Origin of the sequence: Pseudomonas sp. MF6751, from assembly GCF_016613265.1 — a bacterium.
GTDB lineage: Bacteria > Pseudomonadota > Gammaproteobacteria > Pseudomonadales > Pseudomonadaceae > Aquipseudomonas > Aquipseudomonas fluorescens_BV.
This window is the reverse complement of sequence record NZ_JAENSV010000001.1, coordinates 115401-128415: the sequence shown is the minus strand read 5'-3', so window position 1 is coordinate 128415 and position 13015 is coordinate 115401. Positions and strand designations below refer to the sequence as shown.

At 61.4% G+C, this 13015-nt stretch carries 12 protein-coding genes; 6 read left to right on the top strand and 6 right to left on the bottom strand.

Annotated features, from left to right (window positions below; genetic code table 11):
- Nucleotides 1-2: 2 nt before the first annotated feature.
- The gene (gene coaBC, locus JJD66_RS00625; RefSeq protein WP_054919730.1) at nt 3-1211 is read right to left on the bottom strand and encodes a bifunctional phosphopantothenoylcysteine decarboxylase/phosphopantothenate--cysteine ligase CoaBC; all 1209 of its coding nucleotides are present in this window, start codon (nt 1209-1211) and stop codon (nt 3-5) included.
- 142 nt (nt 1212-1353) lie between these two features.
- Here coaBC and radC point away from each other — a divergent pair, with 142 nt between their 5' ends.
- On the top strand, nt 1354-2028 hold the full coding sequence (gene radC, locus JJD66_RS00620) for a RadC family protein (RefSeq protein ID WP_034129091.1): 675 nt from the start codon (nt 1354-1356) through the stop codon (nt 2026-2028).
- Nucleotides 2029-2157: 129 nt separating this feature from the next.
- Here radC and JJD66_RS00615 read toward each other — a convergent pair whose 3' ends face one another.
- Nucleotides 2158-3750 carry an ABC transporter substrate-binding protein gene (locus JJD66_RS00615; RefSeq protein WP_089041524.1) on the bottom strand — a complete coding sequence of 531 codons (1593 nt, stop codon included), beginning with the start codon at nt 3748-3750 and terminating at the stop codon, nt 2158-2160.
- Between the two features lie 457 nt (nt 3751-4207).
- On the opposite strand from JJD66_RS00615, the gene rpmB reads away from it, so the two are divergent.
- Nucleotides 4208-4441, top strand: a complete 234-nt coding sequence (gene rpmB, locus JJD66_RS00610) for a 50S ribosomal protein L28 (RefSeq protein ID WP_003176907.1) — start codon at nt 4208-4210, stop codon at nt 4439-4441.
- An 11-nt stretch (nt 4442-4452) separates the two neighbouring features.
- Nucleotides 4453-4608, top strand: coding sequence for a 50S ribosomal protein L33 (rpmG, locus tag JJD66_RS00605; RefSeq protein ID WP_003176906.1), 156 nt, complete (start codon nt 4453-4455; stop codon nt 4606-4608).
- Nucleotides 4609-4679: 71 nt separating this feature from the next.
- Here the strand turns inward: rpmG and JJD66_RS00600 are convergent, their stop codons facing one another.
- Nucleotides 4680-5042, bottom strand: a complete 363-nt coding sequence (locus tag JJD66_RS00600) for a cupin domain-containing protein (RefSeq protein ID WP_105228960.1) — start codon at nt 5040-5042, stop codon at nt 4680-4682.
- A 230-nt stretch (nt 5043-5272) separates the two neighbouring features.
- On the opposite strand from JJD66_RS00600, the gene JJD66_RS00595 reads away from it, so the two are divergent.
- Together JJD66_RS00595 and JJD66_RS00590 are read left to right on the top strand one after the other, a co-directional pair.
- Nucleotides 5273-6766, top strand: a complete 1494-nt coding sequence (locus JJD66_RS00595; RefSeq protein ID WP_200647411.1) for an aldehyde dehydrogenase — start codon at nt 5273-5275, stop codon at nt 6764-6766.
- A gap of 158 nt (nt 6767-6924) precedes the next feature.
- Complete coding sequence (locus JJD66_RS00590; protein ID WP_198715861.1) at nt 6925-8067, top strand: MFS transporter; 1143 nt, start codon at nt 6925-6927, stop codon at nt 8065-8067.
- 127 nt (nt 8068-8194) lie between these two features.
- Here the strand turns inward: JJD66_RS00590 and JJD66_RS00585 are convergent, their stop codons facing one another.
- A complete protein-coding gene (locus tag JJD66_RS00585) occupies nt 8195-9763 on the bottom strand; it encodes a phospholipase D family protein (RefSeq protein WP_198715860.1) in 1569 nt (522 codons plus the stop codon).
- Nucleotides 9764-9824: 61 nt separating this feature from the next.
- Nucleotides 9825-11249 carry an aminotransferase-like domain-containing protein gene (locus JJD66_RS00580; protein ID WP_198715859.1) on the bottom strand — a complete coding sequence of 475 codons (1425 nt, stop codon included), beginning with the start codon at nt 11247-11249 and terminating at the stop codon, nt 9825-9827.
- A 166-nt stretch (nt 11250-11415) separates the two neighbouring features.
- On the opposite strand from JJD66_RS00580, the gene JJD66_RS00575 reads away from it, so the two are divergent.
- On the top strand, nt 11416-11640 hold the full coding sequence (locus JJD66_RS00575; protein WP_034129086.1) for a DUF1127 domain-containing protein: 225 nt from the start codon (nt 11416-11418) through the stop codon (nt 11638-11640).
- Here JJD66_RS00575 and JJD66_RS00570 read toward each other — a convergent pair whose 3' ends face one another.
- Nucleotides 11641-12933, bottom strand: coding sequence for an NAD(P)/FAD-dependent oxidoreductase (locus JJD66_RS00570; RefSeq protein WP_200647410.1), 1293 nt, complete (start codon nt 12931-12933; stop codon nt 11641-11643).
- Between the last annotated feature and the right edge of the window lie 82 nt (nt 12934-13015).

The following is a 13015-nucleotide window of genomic DNA, read 5'->3' as shown; positions in this document are numbered from 1 at the left end:
CATTAAACCTGGTTCAGCCGTTGGGCGATAAAAGAGATCAGTTGGCGGGCAATCTTGCCCTTGCTGGTCTGGGCGAAAAGGGTGGCGTGCAGTTCACGGTCGATCACGCTGCACGCATTTTCCTCGCTGTTGAAGCCGATGCTCGGGTTGGCGACATCATTGGCAACGATCAGGTCGAGGTTTTTGTCTTTCAGTTTGCGTGCGGCGTAGTCCAGCAGGTGCTCGGTCTCGGCAGCGAAGCCGACGCTGAACGGACGGTCCGCACGGGTAGCGATGGTGGCCAGAATGTCCGGGTTACGCACCATTTGCAGGAGCAGGCCGTCGCCGCTCGTAGGGTCTTTCTTGAGCTTCTGCGGGGCCACGACCTCGGGTCGGTAATCCGCAACCGCTGCCGAGGCGATAAACAGGTCGCAGGGAATGGCGGCTTCGCAGGCCGCCAACATGTCCCGGGCGCTGACTACGTCGATCCGCGTAACGCGATCAGGGGTCGGCAAATGTACCGGGCCGGTGATCAGTGTGACCCGTGCGCCTGCCTCGACCGCGGCTTCTGCCAACGCGAAGCCCATTTTTCCTGAGCTATGGTTGGTGATGTAGCGCACCGGGTCGATGTTTTCCTGGGTCGGGCCGGCGGTGATCAGCACGTGCTTGCCGGTCAGGGCCAGATGCTGGAAGCACTCGGCGGCGCACTGCGCCAGGTCCGTGGCTTCGAGCATGCGGCCCAGGCCGACGTCGCCGCAGGCCTGGCTGCCGGAAGCCGGGCCGAACACCTTGAGGCCGCGGGTTTGCAGGAGTTGGGTATTGGCCTGGGTGGCCGGATCGCGCCACATGGCCTGGTTCATGGCCGGTGCGATAGCGACGGTGGCGTCGGTGGCCAATACCAGGGTGGTGAGCAGGTCATCGGCAATGCCCTGGGCCAGGCGGGCGATCAGGTCGGCAGTGGCCGGGGCTATCAGCACCAGGTCGGCCCATTTGGCCAGTTCGATATGGCCCATGGCGGCTTCGGCGGCCGGGTCCAGCAGGTCGAGGTGAACCGGGTGGCCGGACAACGCTTGCATGGTCAGCGGGGTGATGAACTCACTGCCACCACGGGTCATGACCACGCGCACCTCGGCGCCCTGGTCCAGGAGCCTGCGAACCAACTCTGCGCTCTTGTAGGCGGCAATGCCGCCGCCGACGCCGAGAACGATGCGTTTCCGATACAGACGCTGCATTGGTTTGCCTTTCCAGTTCAGTGATGCCAGTTCAATGACACCTGCGATGACCCCTCCCCAGGTGAAATCGCAGGCAAAAAAGAGGGCCCTACGATAACACAGCGCCCGCCGGGCAACAGCGGAGCAGATACAGGGAGGTGGGATGAGTATTCGTGATTGGCCCGTGGCAGAGCGTCCACGGGAGAAGTTATTGGAAGGCGGCGCGGCGAGCCTGTCCGATGCCGAGCTGTTGGCGATCTTCCTGCGTACGGGGGTGGCCGGCCGAAGTGCGGTGGATCTGGCGCGCCATCTGTTGGCGCAATTCGGTGGCCTGCGCCCGTTACTGGAGGCCAGCCAGACGCTGTTCAGCCAGCATCTGGGGCTGGGGCCGGCGAAGTTTGCCCAGTTGCAGGCGGTGCTTGAGATGTCCCGGCGCCACCTGGCCGAGCGCTTGCGGACTGACTCTGTACTGGAAAGCCCGCTGGCCGTGCGCGAGTACCTCAAGGCACTGCTGCGCCATGAGCCCCATGAGATCTTCGGCTGCCTGTTCCTGGACTCCAAGCATCGGGTGCTAGGGTTCGAGGTCATGTCCCAAGGCACGATCGACGCTGCGATTGTCTACCCGCGACAGGTGGTCAAGCGCGCCTTGGCGTACAACTCGGCGGCATTGATCCTGTGTCATAACCATCCGTCGGGAAGCACAGAACCCAGCGCGGCTGATCGAAAATTGACCAAGCTGCTGCAAAAGGCGCTGGACGTGGTGGATGTGCGGGTGCTGGACCACATCATCGTGGGGGATGGTGACCCGCTGTCGATGGCTGAATACGGTTGGCTGTAACGGCCCTGCCTCTGTAGGAGCGAGCTTGCTCGCGAAAAACCAGAGGGCCCCGTGGGGTGTCAGGTTTTTCCGCGTCATCGTTGACGATTTTCGCGAGCAAGCTCGCTCCTACAGGTGGGGGGTTGTGCCTTAGGGCTTGAGGCTGACTTTCGAATAGTCCTGGCGCCCGAACGGGCTTACCTGGTACCCCTGGATGTTCTTGCGGGTCAAGGCAAACGCCGTCGGATGCGCCAGTGGCAGCCACAGCGCCTGTTGCTGGATCTGCGCCTGGGCCTGCTGATATAGCTTGCTGCGCACACCTTGCTCGCTGGTGGTTTTGCCTGCACTGATCAACTTATCCAGGGTGGGGTCGCAATAGCGGGCAAAGTTGGTGCCGGACTTCACCGCGGCGCAGGAGAACTGCGGCGTCAGGAAGTTATCCGGGTCGCCGTTGTCCCCAGCCCAGCCCATGAACAGCAAGTCGTGCTCGCCGGCCTTGGCGCGGCGGATCAACTCGCCCCATTCGATCACGCGAATCTCGGCCTGGATGCCAACCTTGGCCAGGTCGGCCTGCAACAGTTGGGCGCCGAGGTTCGGGTTGGGGTTCAGCAGGCTGCCGGTAGGGCGGGTCCATATCGTGGTTTTGAAACCGTCCTTGAGCCCGGCGCGGCCCAGCAAGGCCTTGGCTTTGGCGAGGTCCTGCGGGTAGCCTGGCAACTCTTTGGCATAGCTCCAGGTGTTCGGCGGGTAGACACCGTTGGCCGCTTCGGCGGTGCCTTCGAACACGGCCTTGAGGTAGCTGCCCTTATCAAAGGCCAGGTTGATCGCCTGGCGCACTTCGGGCTTGTCCAGCGGTGGGTGCTGGCTGTTGATGGCGACGAACGCGGTCATGAAGGCGGCGGTTTTTTCCACCTTCAGCGCCGCGTCTTTTTCGGCCTCGCCCACATCCAGGGGCTTGGGTGACAGGGCGATCTGGCATTCATCGCGGTGCAGCTTCTGCAGGCGTACGTTGGCGTCCGGGGTGATGGCGAAAATCAGGTTGTCCACCGCCGGTTTGCCGGCGAAGTAGTCCGGGTTGGCCTTGTAACGCACCACGGCATCTTTCTGGAAACGCACGAACACAAACGGGCCGGTGCCGATTGGCTGGCTGTTGAGCTTCTCGGGTGTGCCGGCCTTGAGCAATTTATCGGCATATTCAGCCGGATAGATCGACGCAAAGCCCATGCTCAGTGCTGGGAGGAAGGTGGAATCGGCATGGTCGAGGGTGAAGCGTACGGTCAGTGGGTCAAGGGCGTCGATTTTCTTGACCAGTGCCGGCAATTGCAGGGACTGGGCGTGAGGAAAGCCGCTCTGGGCGATCTTGTGCCACGGGTTGGCCGGGTCGAGCATGCGCTCGAAGCTGAAGCGTACATCTTCGGCGGTCAGGGTGCGGCTTGGGCTGAAATAGCTGGTGCGATGGAATTTCACATCGGGGTGCAGTTTGAAGGTGTACGTCAGCCCATCGGGCGACACTTCCCAGCTATCTGCAAGGCTCGGTACCAACTTGCCACTGGCCGCGTCGAATTCCACCAAACGGTTCATCAGCACGTCGGCCGAGGCGTTGGTGGTGGTCAGTGAGTTGTACTGCACCACATCGAACCCTTCGGGGCTGGCCTCGGTGCATACGCTCAAGTTGGTGGCCGCAACGGCCATCGGCGCAATAAAGAGAGGGGCAAGCAATAGCGGTAGGGCAGCGAGGCGCATATTCGGTTTCCTGTGCAGATCGAAGGCCCATCTGCGAGTGCAGTCTGGAAAAAGCCTACCGTAGAGGTCTGATTGATAAATGACTAGCCCATTTTTGCCTGTGCTTTTGGCCAAAATGCTGTTTTGATGGCGCCTCAGCGTGTTTCGCCGTGCACTTCCCTGTGACCGCAGGCGTTGTAAATCATTCTGTGCGACGAGCGGTCGGCTGTTACAGCGGCCCCTCCTGGCAGCGGTTCAGGCACTTGTGGCCAAGATTTACGCTGCTAAAAGTACACAGGTTGTTGTTGCACTGGGGTCTTTCTGGTATAAAGCAGCGCTCTTTTCTAGGGGCCCGGTTCCTTCACTGTAGGTGTAGCCGGTAAGACCCTAAAGAAACGCGGCGCCTGGCGCCAAATGACTGAGAGATTAAGCGGCCAACCCATGCCGGGTTGGGCATGTGGTTTTAGAGGGCTGAGGCATGTCGAGAGTCTGTCAAGTTACCGGTAAGGGTCCGGTGACTGGGAATAACATTTCCCACGCAAATAACAAAACCCGTCGTCGTTTCCTGCCGAACCTGCAGCATCACCGCTTCTGGGTTGAAGAAGAGAAACGTTTTGTTCGCCTGCGTGTATCTGCTAAAGGCATGCGTATTATCGACAAGCGTGGCATCACTGTCGTGCTGGCCGAAATCCGCGCCGCTGGCAAGATCTAAGGAGCTCTATCATGCGTGAATTGATTCGAATGATCTCTAGCGCCGGTACTGGTCACTTCTACACTACCGACAAGAACAAGCGTACTACCCCGGACAAGCTCGAAAAGAAAATGTTCGACCCGCGCGTTCGCAAGCACGTGATCTACAAAGAAGGCAAAATCAAGTAATTGATTTTCTTCCTTGTGAAAAAAAGCCCGTATCTCACGATGCGGGCTTTTTTTTGCCTGGGGTTTGGTGATCAGGCTTTCTCTTCAAACACCACGTAGATCTTGCGGCACGCTTCCAGCACTTCCCAGGTACCGCTGAAACCGGCAGGGACCACAAAGCGGTCGCCGGCGCGCAGGGTCTTGGCATTCCCCTCGGCATCGCGCAACACCGACACGCCTTGCACGATCTCGCAGTACTCATGCTCGGTGTAATTGACCTTCCACTGGCCCACGTCACCTTCCCAGACGCCCGCGTTCATCTGGCCGCATGGGCTGTTGTAGTGGTTGTAGAGTGTCTGCTCGGGATCGCCCTTGAGGATTTTCTCGGCGGCAGGGCGGTAGCGTTCGGGAGCGGTGTTGGCTTGGCTGAAATCGACGATGTCCTGGATGCTCATGTGCATTTCCCGTCTGGCCTGCGGTTGGAGAGCCCAAAGTCTATGTTTATTAAAATGAACATCGCAAGGGCGTTTGCCGCCGTTCTGTCAAATATATTGAAACATCCCCAGCCGCTGGTTTAGGGTGGCAGCTGCCTTGAGCCGAACAGCAGGCTGGCCGGGCAAGCATTCGTGATGGCGCCGGGATAAACCTCCCAGGCCCTTGTATTCAATAAGAGGAGGACACTCGCATGACCACCCTGACCCGTGCCGACTGGGAACAACGCGCCAAGGCTCTGAAAATCGAAGGCCGCGCCTATATCAATGGCGAATACACCGCCGCCGTTTCCGGTGACACCTTCGAATGCATCAGCCCGGTGGATGGGTGCTTGCTAGCCACTGTCGCCAGCTGTGATGCCAGCGACGCCCAGCGCGCCGTGGAAAATGCGCGTGCCACCTTCAATTCCGGTGTGTGGTCGCGCCTGGCGCCGGCCAAGCGCAAGTCCGTCATGATCCGTTTCGCCGCGCTGCTCAAGGCTAACGCTGAAGAGCTGGCGCTGCTCGAAACCCTGGACATGGGCAAACCCATCAGCGATTCCCTGAACATCGACGTCCCCGGCGCGGCGCAAGCCCTGAGCTGGAGCGGCGAGGCTATCGACAAGATCTACGACGAAGTCGCCGCCACGCCCCACGATCAACTGGGCCTGGTGACCCGCGAGCCCGTCGGTGTCGTTGGCGCCATCGTGCCGTGGAACTTCCCGTTGATGATGGCCTGCTGGAAGCTCGGTCCGGCGCTGTCCACCGGCAACTCTGTCATCCTGAAGCCGTCCGAAAAATCGCCGCTCACCGCCATCCGCATCGCCGCGTTGGCCGTTGAGGCTGGTATTCCAAAAGGCGTGTTCAACGTGCTGCCTGGCTATGGCCACACGGTAGGTAATGCTCTGGCGGTGCATATGGACGTCGATACCCTGGTGTTCACGGGCTCGACCAAGATCGCCAAGCAACTGTTGATCCGCTCCGGCGAATCGAACATGAAGCGTGTCTGGCTGGAGGCTGGCGGCAAGAGCCCGAACATCGTGTTTGCCGACGCGCCGAACCTGCAAGCGGCGGCCGAATCTGCCGCCAGTGCGATTGCCTTCAACCAGGGCGAAGTCTGCACTGCCGGCTCGCGCCTGCTGGTCGAGCGTTCGATCAAGGACACCTTCCTGCCGCTGGTGATCGAGGCCCTCAAGGGCTGGAAACCCGGCAACCCACTGGACCCAGCCACCACTGTGGGTGCACTGGTGGATACGCAGCAGATGAACACCGTGCTTTCGTACATTGAAGCTGGCCACGCCGATGGCGCCAAGCTGGTCGCGGGTGGCAAGCGCACCTTGGAAGAGTCCGGCGGCACCTACGTCGAGCCGACGATTTTCGACGGCGTGACCAATGCCATGAAGATCGCCCAGGAAGAGATCTTTGGCCCCGTCCTGTCGGTGATCACTTTCGACAGCGCCGAAGAAGCCATCGCCATCGCCAACGACACCCAATACGGCCTGGCTGCGGCGGTGTGGACGGCAGACATCTCCAAGGCACACCTGACGGCCAAGGCTCTGCGCGCCGGCAGCGTGTGGGTTAACCAGTACGACGGCGGCGATATGACTGCACCGTTCGGTGGTTTCAAGCAGTCGGGTAATGGCCGCGACAAGTCGCTGCATGCATTCGACAAGTACACCGAGCTGAAGGCGACCTGGATCAAGCTCTAAGCAACACGGCTGATCCCCCTGTAGGAGCGAGCTTGCTCGCGAAGAACCTGAAGGCGCCGCGTTTATCCAGCATGAACGCGTCATCGTTAACGTTTTTCGCGAGCAAGCTCGCTCCTACAGTCGTTTTGCGAACCAGAATTATCCACAGGAGCGTGGCAATGCGTTGGGCGACTTATTTCGCCGTGCTGGCGTCGGTACTCAGCGTTGGCCTGGCCCTGGGTGTCAGCATGCCGTTGGTATCCCTGCGTCTTGAAGGCTGGGGTTATGGCAGTTTCGCCATTGGCGTGATGGCGGCGATGCCGGCATTCGGCGTGCTGCTGGGAGCCAAGGTCTCCAGCCGTATGGCGTCCTGGCTCGGCACTGCCAACCTGATGCGCCTGTGCCTGTGGGCCGGTGCGGTGTCCATCGGCTTGCTGGCGATCCTGCCCAGCTACCCGGTGTGGTTGGTGCTCAGGCTGATGATCGGGGTGATCCTGACCATCGTATTTATCCTGGGTGAAAGCTGGATCAACCAATTGGTGGTCGAGCAGTGGCGTGGCCGGCTGGTGGCGCTCTACGGCTGTAGCTATGCCTTGAGTCAGTTGTCGGGGCCGTTGCTGTTGGGCCTGATTGGCACCGACCATGACTACGGCTTCTGGGTCGGCGCGGGCCTTTTGGTGCTGGCGCCGCTGCTGTTGCTGGGACGTACCGGGGCGCCGACGGCGGATTCGTTCAGCGTGACCTTTGGCGACCTGTGGCGCTTTTGCCTGGGCCTGCCGGCGATTGCCTGGGCCGTGGCGTTGTTTGCTGCGTTTGAAGCGATGATCCTGACGCTGTTGCCGGTGTACTGCCTGCAACAGGGTTTTACCGCCGAGATCGCCTTGGCGATGGTCAGCACGGTGGTGGTGGGCGATGCGTTGCTGCAATTGCCCATTGGCGCGCTGGCCGACTATCTGCCGCGACGTACCCTGTTTCTGGCCTGTGCACTGCTGTTGCTGGCGTCGAGCCTGGCGGTGCCGTTATTGATGCACACGTTGCTGATCTGGCCGGTGTGGGTGCTGTTCGGCGCCAGTGCCGGCGGGTTGTTCACCTTGTCGCTGATTTTGATTGGCGAGCGCTACCGCGACGATGCGTTGGTGCGTGCCAACGCTCACGTGGCGCAGCTGTGGGGCATTGGCTGCCTGATCGGGCCGCTGGTGGCGGGGGCGGGCAGCCAGTGGATCAGTGGGCATGCGCTGGCGCTGTTGATGGCTGCCGGGGCGCTGGGGTTGGTGGTGCTGTTGCTGCGCCAGGGGGCTTTCGGCGCTACGCAGCCGGCCTGACCTCGAAATGCAATCAATTGTGGGAGCTGGCTTGCCTGCGATTACGGTTTGTCAGCCAGCTGATTTGTTGTCTGGCACACCGTAATCGCGGGCAAGCCCGGCTCCCACAGGTGATTTGCAGTGTTTTTTAGAGCATGCGTTCCAGGCCAACGCGGGTGGCGAACCAGGCATTGAACCGTCGCCACCAACTGCCCGGTTCGCGGGTCAGGGTGTGCATCTGGCCGTTGTCTTCTGTCACCCACACCACCTGGCCGTCCTGCAGTTTGGCCTCATAGCTCAACGCCGGCGCCATGCCTTCCAGGGCCAAGTTGCGCACGTGTTCAGCCAGCTCGGGGCTGTCCACCAGTACGCCGACTTCGGTGTTCCACAGCACTGAGCGAGGGTCGAAATTGAACGAGCCGATAAACGACTTTTCTCGGTCGAAGATCATCGCCTTGCTGTGCAGGCTGGAGTCCGAGCCGCGCCAGCTGCCATGCCGAAACAGGTGCGGGCCGCTGCTTGCGCTGGGGTCGCCCGGTTGCCGGCGTAGCTCATAGAGCTTTACCCCGTGCTCCAGCAGCGCCTTGCGATACGGCGCATAACCGCCGTGCACGGCCGGTACGTCGGTGGCTTCGAGGGCGTTGGTCAGCAGGCGCACCGAAACACCCGCATCGGCACGCCCTGTGAGGTAGACCAGCCCAGGTTGGCCCGGTACGAAGTAAGCCGAAATCATGATCAGCTCATGGCTGACACCCGCCAGCTCTGGCGCCAGCTGAGTGGTCAGCAGCAGTCGTGGGTCGGGGTCGGCCTTGGCCAGTACCTTGCTCGGTGCGTCCCACAGCGCCTGGTTCCAGGCCCAGATCAACTCGCGGCGCCAGAGGTCCATGCGGGGCTGGGTCTGGTAAGTGCGCAGGCGGTTATACAGCGTGTGGTTCTGCTGACGGGACTGAGCCAGGGAGGCTTCAAGGCGCCCGCGGGCGACGGCGAGGTCGACTTTGGAGGGTTTGTTCGAGACGAAGTCATCGATAGGCTTGCTCAAGGCGCTGTTCCAGTACTGGTCGAAGCTGTGACCCAATTGCTCGGCCACCGGCCCGACGCTGAGCATGTCGATATCGGTGAAATTCAGGTTCGGTTCGGCGTCGAAATACTCGTCGCCCAGATTGCGCCCGCCAACGATGGCCACGCTGTTATCGGCCAGCCACAGCTTGTTATGCATGCGCCGGTGTTGCAGTGACAGGTTGAATACACGGCCCATGGCGCGCGTGACGCCGGTGCTACGGCCCAGATGCAGCGGGTTGAACAGGCGTATCTGCACCTTGGGATGGGCGGCGAGGGTGGCGATGATCTGGTCGAGGCCATCACTGGTGGTGTCGTCCAGCAGAATCCGCACGCGCACCCCGCGGTCGGCGGCCTTGAGCAGTTCGTCCACAAGCATGCGTGTGCTGATGCCGTCGTGCACGATGTAGTACTGCAAGTCGAGGCTGGTCTGGGCGTTGCGAATCAACTCGGCCCGAGCCATGAAAGCCTCACTGCTGTTGGGCAGCAAGCGGAAGCCCGAGCGTCCTTGGTAGGGGGCGGCCTGGGCCTGGATCGAGCGACCGAACGAGGAGTCCTTCGCCGGCAGGGCATCGCTGGGGATGCGCGGGGTGTCGACCGTGGCACAGCCGCCCAGGGCCAGGGCGCCCAGCAGGCAAAACGGTAAAAGCCGTCGAATCATCAAGGAAACTGCTTCCAGGTCAGGGCGGTTGTGGCATATGACGGCATTTGCTCGGGAAAGGTCAGTCCGCCGTCTCTTGCAGCATCTTGCCAGCGGCAGCACCTACCTTGCGTACGGCCTCTTCAATCTGCGGCGTTGGCTTGGCAGCGTAGTTCATGCGCAAGCAGTTACGGTACTTGCCGGAGGCGGAGAAGATGCTGCCTACCGCCACCTGTACACCTTGTTCCACCAGCACGCGGTTGAGCTTCAAGGTGTCGAAGCCCTCCGGCAGCTCAATCCATAGCATGAAGCTGCCTTGGGGCCGGCTGGCGCGCGTGCCAGCGGGGAAATAACGGCTGACCCAATCGAGCATCAAGTCGCGATTACGCTGGTATTGGGTGCGCATCCTACGTAAATGAGGTTCGAAATGACCGCCTTTGAGGAATTCGGCAATAGCAATCTGCGGCTGTGTGGCCGTAGAACCGGTGCTGATGTATTTCATGTGCAGCACCCGCTCCAGATAGCGTCCCGGTGCGACCCAACCAATGCGCAGGCCGGGCGCCAGGGTTTTGGAGAACGAGCTGCACAGCAGCACACGGCCGTCTTCATCGAAGGATTTGATGGTGCGCGGGCGTGGGTAGCTGTAGGCCAGCTCGCCATACACATCGTCTTCGATAATCGCCACGTCAAAGCGCTGGGCCAGGGTCAGCAAGGCGCGTTTACGGGCTTCCGGCATGATGTAGCCCAAGGGGTTGTTGCAGTTTGGGGTGAGCTGGATGACTTTGATCGGCCACTGTTCCAGCGCCAGTTCCAAGGCCTCCAGGCTGATGCCGGTGAGCGGGTCGGTGGGGATTTCCAGGGCTTTCATGCCCAGGCCCTTGAGGGTCTGCATGGCGCCGTGGAAGCTGGGCGAATCCACCGCGACGATATCGCCGGGCTCACAAATCGCGTGAATGCTGGCGGAGAGGGCTTCGTGGCAACCGGTGGTGATCACGATGTCTTCGGCGCTCAGTTGGCAGCCGGAGTCCAATGACAGCCGGGCGATTTGCTCACGCAGTTCCATACAGCCGAGGATATTGTCGTAATACAGCCCCGGCAGGTCTTGGCGCCGGCTGACACGGGCGAGGCTACGCAGCAGCGGCTTCAAGGTAGGCGACAATACATCCGGCATGCCTCGGCCCATCTGTATGACGTCTTTGCGCGGCACCGCACGAATCAGTTCCAGCACCAGGTCCCATTGGGAGATTTCCACTGGTCGTTGGGCCGGGCGGCCTATCTCGGGCAGTGCCGGCAGTTCACGGCCCACCGGAACAAAATAGCCCGACTTGGGCTTGGGCATCGCCAGGCCGTTGTCTTCGAGCAACCGATACGCCTGCTGCACGGTGCTCAGGCTCACCCCATGTTCCACACTCAAGGCCCGCACCGAGGGCAGTCGATCGCCCGGACGATAGAAGCCCTGTTCAATACGGGTGCCGAGCAATTCGGCTAGGTTGACGTAAAGGGTCATGGTGGTCGCTCCCGAGGGACCAGTACAGATAGGGGGAAAATACAGGATTCAGCCACGCAGAGGCAGCATCTGTATGTATTTATTAAAAGTTGGCTGAATCTGTAATGGTTCTGGCCGCCCGCGCATGCTGATCACTCAAGACAACAGGCCAATGAGGGGCAGTCAAATGAGCGGCATGAGCGATGTACGGCTGGCGTTACGCAGTCAGGAACTGGACGTGGCGCAGGAGCAGGTGATCACTGCCTCGGCGCCTGGCCGCTGGAATCTGTTCTGGCGCCGTCGCCATACGCGCAAGGCCCTGCTGGACCTGAGCCGCGAGCAGTTACGCGACATCGGGCTGACCGCCGAGCAGGCGCGCCGTGAGGGTTTGAAACCCTTCTGGCGCGATTGATCAGAGCAGTTCTTTGAGGCGGTGCCAGAGCATCCCCAGTGCCAGCAGCGGCGAACGCAGGTGTTTACCGCCGGGGAAGGTGATGTGTGGCACCTGAGCGAACAGATCGAAACGCCCCTGTTGCTGGCCGCTGATGGCCTCGGCCAGCAGCTTGCCCGCCAGGTGCGTGGCGTTGAGGCCATGGCCGGCATAGGCCTGGGCGTAATACACGTTGGGTTGATCGGCCAGGCGGCCAATCTGCGGCAGGCGGTTGGCGCCGATGCCGATCATGCCGCCCCATTGGTAGTCGATTTTCACGTCTGCCAATTGGGGGAATACCTGCAGCATCTTCGGTCGCATGTAGGCGCCGATGTCCTTGGGGTCTCGACCGGAGTAGTGGCAGGCGCCGCCGAACAACAGGCGGCGGTCGGCGGACAGGCGGAAGTAGTCCACCGTCACGCGCTGGTCACACACGGCCATGTTCTGCGGCAACAGGCGGGTGGCTTGCGCGTCGCTCAAGGACTCGGTGGCAATGATGTAGCTGCCGGCGGGCAACACCTTGCCGCTCAGTTGCGGGTTGAGCCCGTTCAGGTAGGCGTTGCAGGCCAGTACCAGGGTCTTGGCGCGCACAGTGCCTTGGGCGGTATGCACCTTGACCTCAGGGCCATAGTCGATACGGGTCACTTGGGATTGCTCGTACAGCGCCACGCCCAACTGCTGGGCAATGGCAGCCTCACCCAGTGCCAGGTTCAGCGGGTGCAGATGGCCGGAACCCATATCGATCATGCCGCCTACATAGCGATCAGAGCCGATTACCGTGCCCATCTCGCTGGCTTGCAGCAGGCGCACTTCGTGGCGGTAACCCAGACTGTGCAGCTCTTCGGCATCCTCGGCCAGGCCCTGTAGATCGCGGGGTTTGTTGGCCAGGTCGCAGTAGCCCCAGGTCAGGTCACAGGGGATCTGGAAGCGCTCCACACGCTCGCGCACGATCTCCACGGCTTCCAGGCCCATCAGCTTCATCTGGCGCACGCCGTCGCTGCCGATCACCTGGGTGAACTGATCCAGCCCGTGGCCGACACCGCGAATCAACTGGCCGCCATTGCGTCCGCTGGCGCCCCAGCCGATCTTGCGCGCCTCCAGCAACACCACGTGAAAGCCGCGCTCGGCCAATTCCAGGGCGGTGTTGAGCCCGGAGAAACCCCCGCCGATCACACAGACATCGGCGTTCACCTCACCCGTCAGCGTCGGGTAATCCGGTTGCGGCACGCTGCTGGCGGCGTAGTAGGAAGCGGTGTGCCGGGCGCTGGCGGTCATGGGGAACCTCCCTGTCTGGAAAATTTGACGCAGGATACAGTGGTCGCACGACGCTGTCTGCGCGGGGCGTTTTGCGTCAGAA

Bases quoted from the DNA above. Each gene is read 5' to 3' on its own strand.
- rpmG (WP_003176906.1), top strand. From the start codon at position 4,453: ATGCGTGAATTGATTCGAATGATCTCTAGCGCCGGTACTGGTCACTTC.
- radC (WP_034129091.1), top strand. From the start codon at position 1,354: ATGAGTATTCGTGATTGGCCCGTGGCAGAGCGTCCACGGGAGAAGTTA.
- rpmB (WP_003176907.1), top strand. From the start codon at position 4,208: ATGTCGAGAGTCTGTCAAGTTACCGGTAAGGGTCCGGTGACTGGGAAT.
- JJD66_RS00595 (WP_200647411.1), top strand. From the start codon at position 5,273: ATGACCACCCTGACCCGTGCCGACTGGGAACAACGCGCCAAGGCTCTG.
- JJD66_RS00575 (WP_034129086.1), top strand. From the start codon at position 11,416: ATGAGCGGCATGAGCGATGTACGGCTGGCGTTACGCAGTCAGGAACTG.
- JJD66_RS00580 (WP_198715859.1), bottom strand. From the start codon at position 11,249: ATGACCCTTTACGTCAACCTAGCCGAATTGCTCGGCACCCGTATTGAA.
- JJD66_RS00600 (WP_105228960.1), bottom strand. From the start codon at position 5,042: ATGAGCATCCAGGACATCGTCGATTTCAGCCAAGCCAACACCGCTCCC.
- JJD66_RS00615 (WP_089041524.1), bottom strand. From the start codon at position 3,750: ATGCGCCTCGCTGCCCTACCGCTATTGCTTGCCCCTCTCTTTATTGCG.
- JJD66_RS00590 (WP_198715861.1), top strand. From the start codon at position 6,925: ATGCGTTGGGCGACTTATTTCGCCGTGCTGGCGTCGGTACTCAGCGTT.
- coaBC (WP_054919730.1), bottom strand. From the start codon at position 1,211: ATGCAGCGTCTGTATCGGAAACGCATCGTTCTCGGCGTCGGCGGCGGC.
- JJD66_RS00570 (WP_200647410.1), bottom strand. From the start codon at position 12,933: ATGACCGCCAGCGCCCGGCACACCGCTTCCTACTACGCCGCCAGCAGC.
- JJD66_RS00585 (WP_198715860.1), bottom strand. From the start codon at position 9,763: ATGATTCGACGGCTTTTACCGTTTTGCCTGCTGGGCGCCCTGGCCCTG.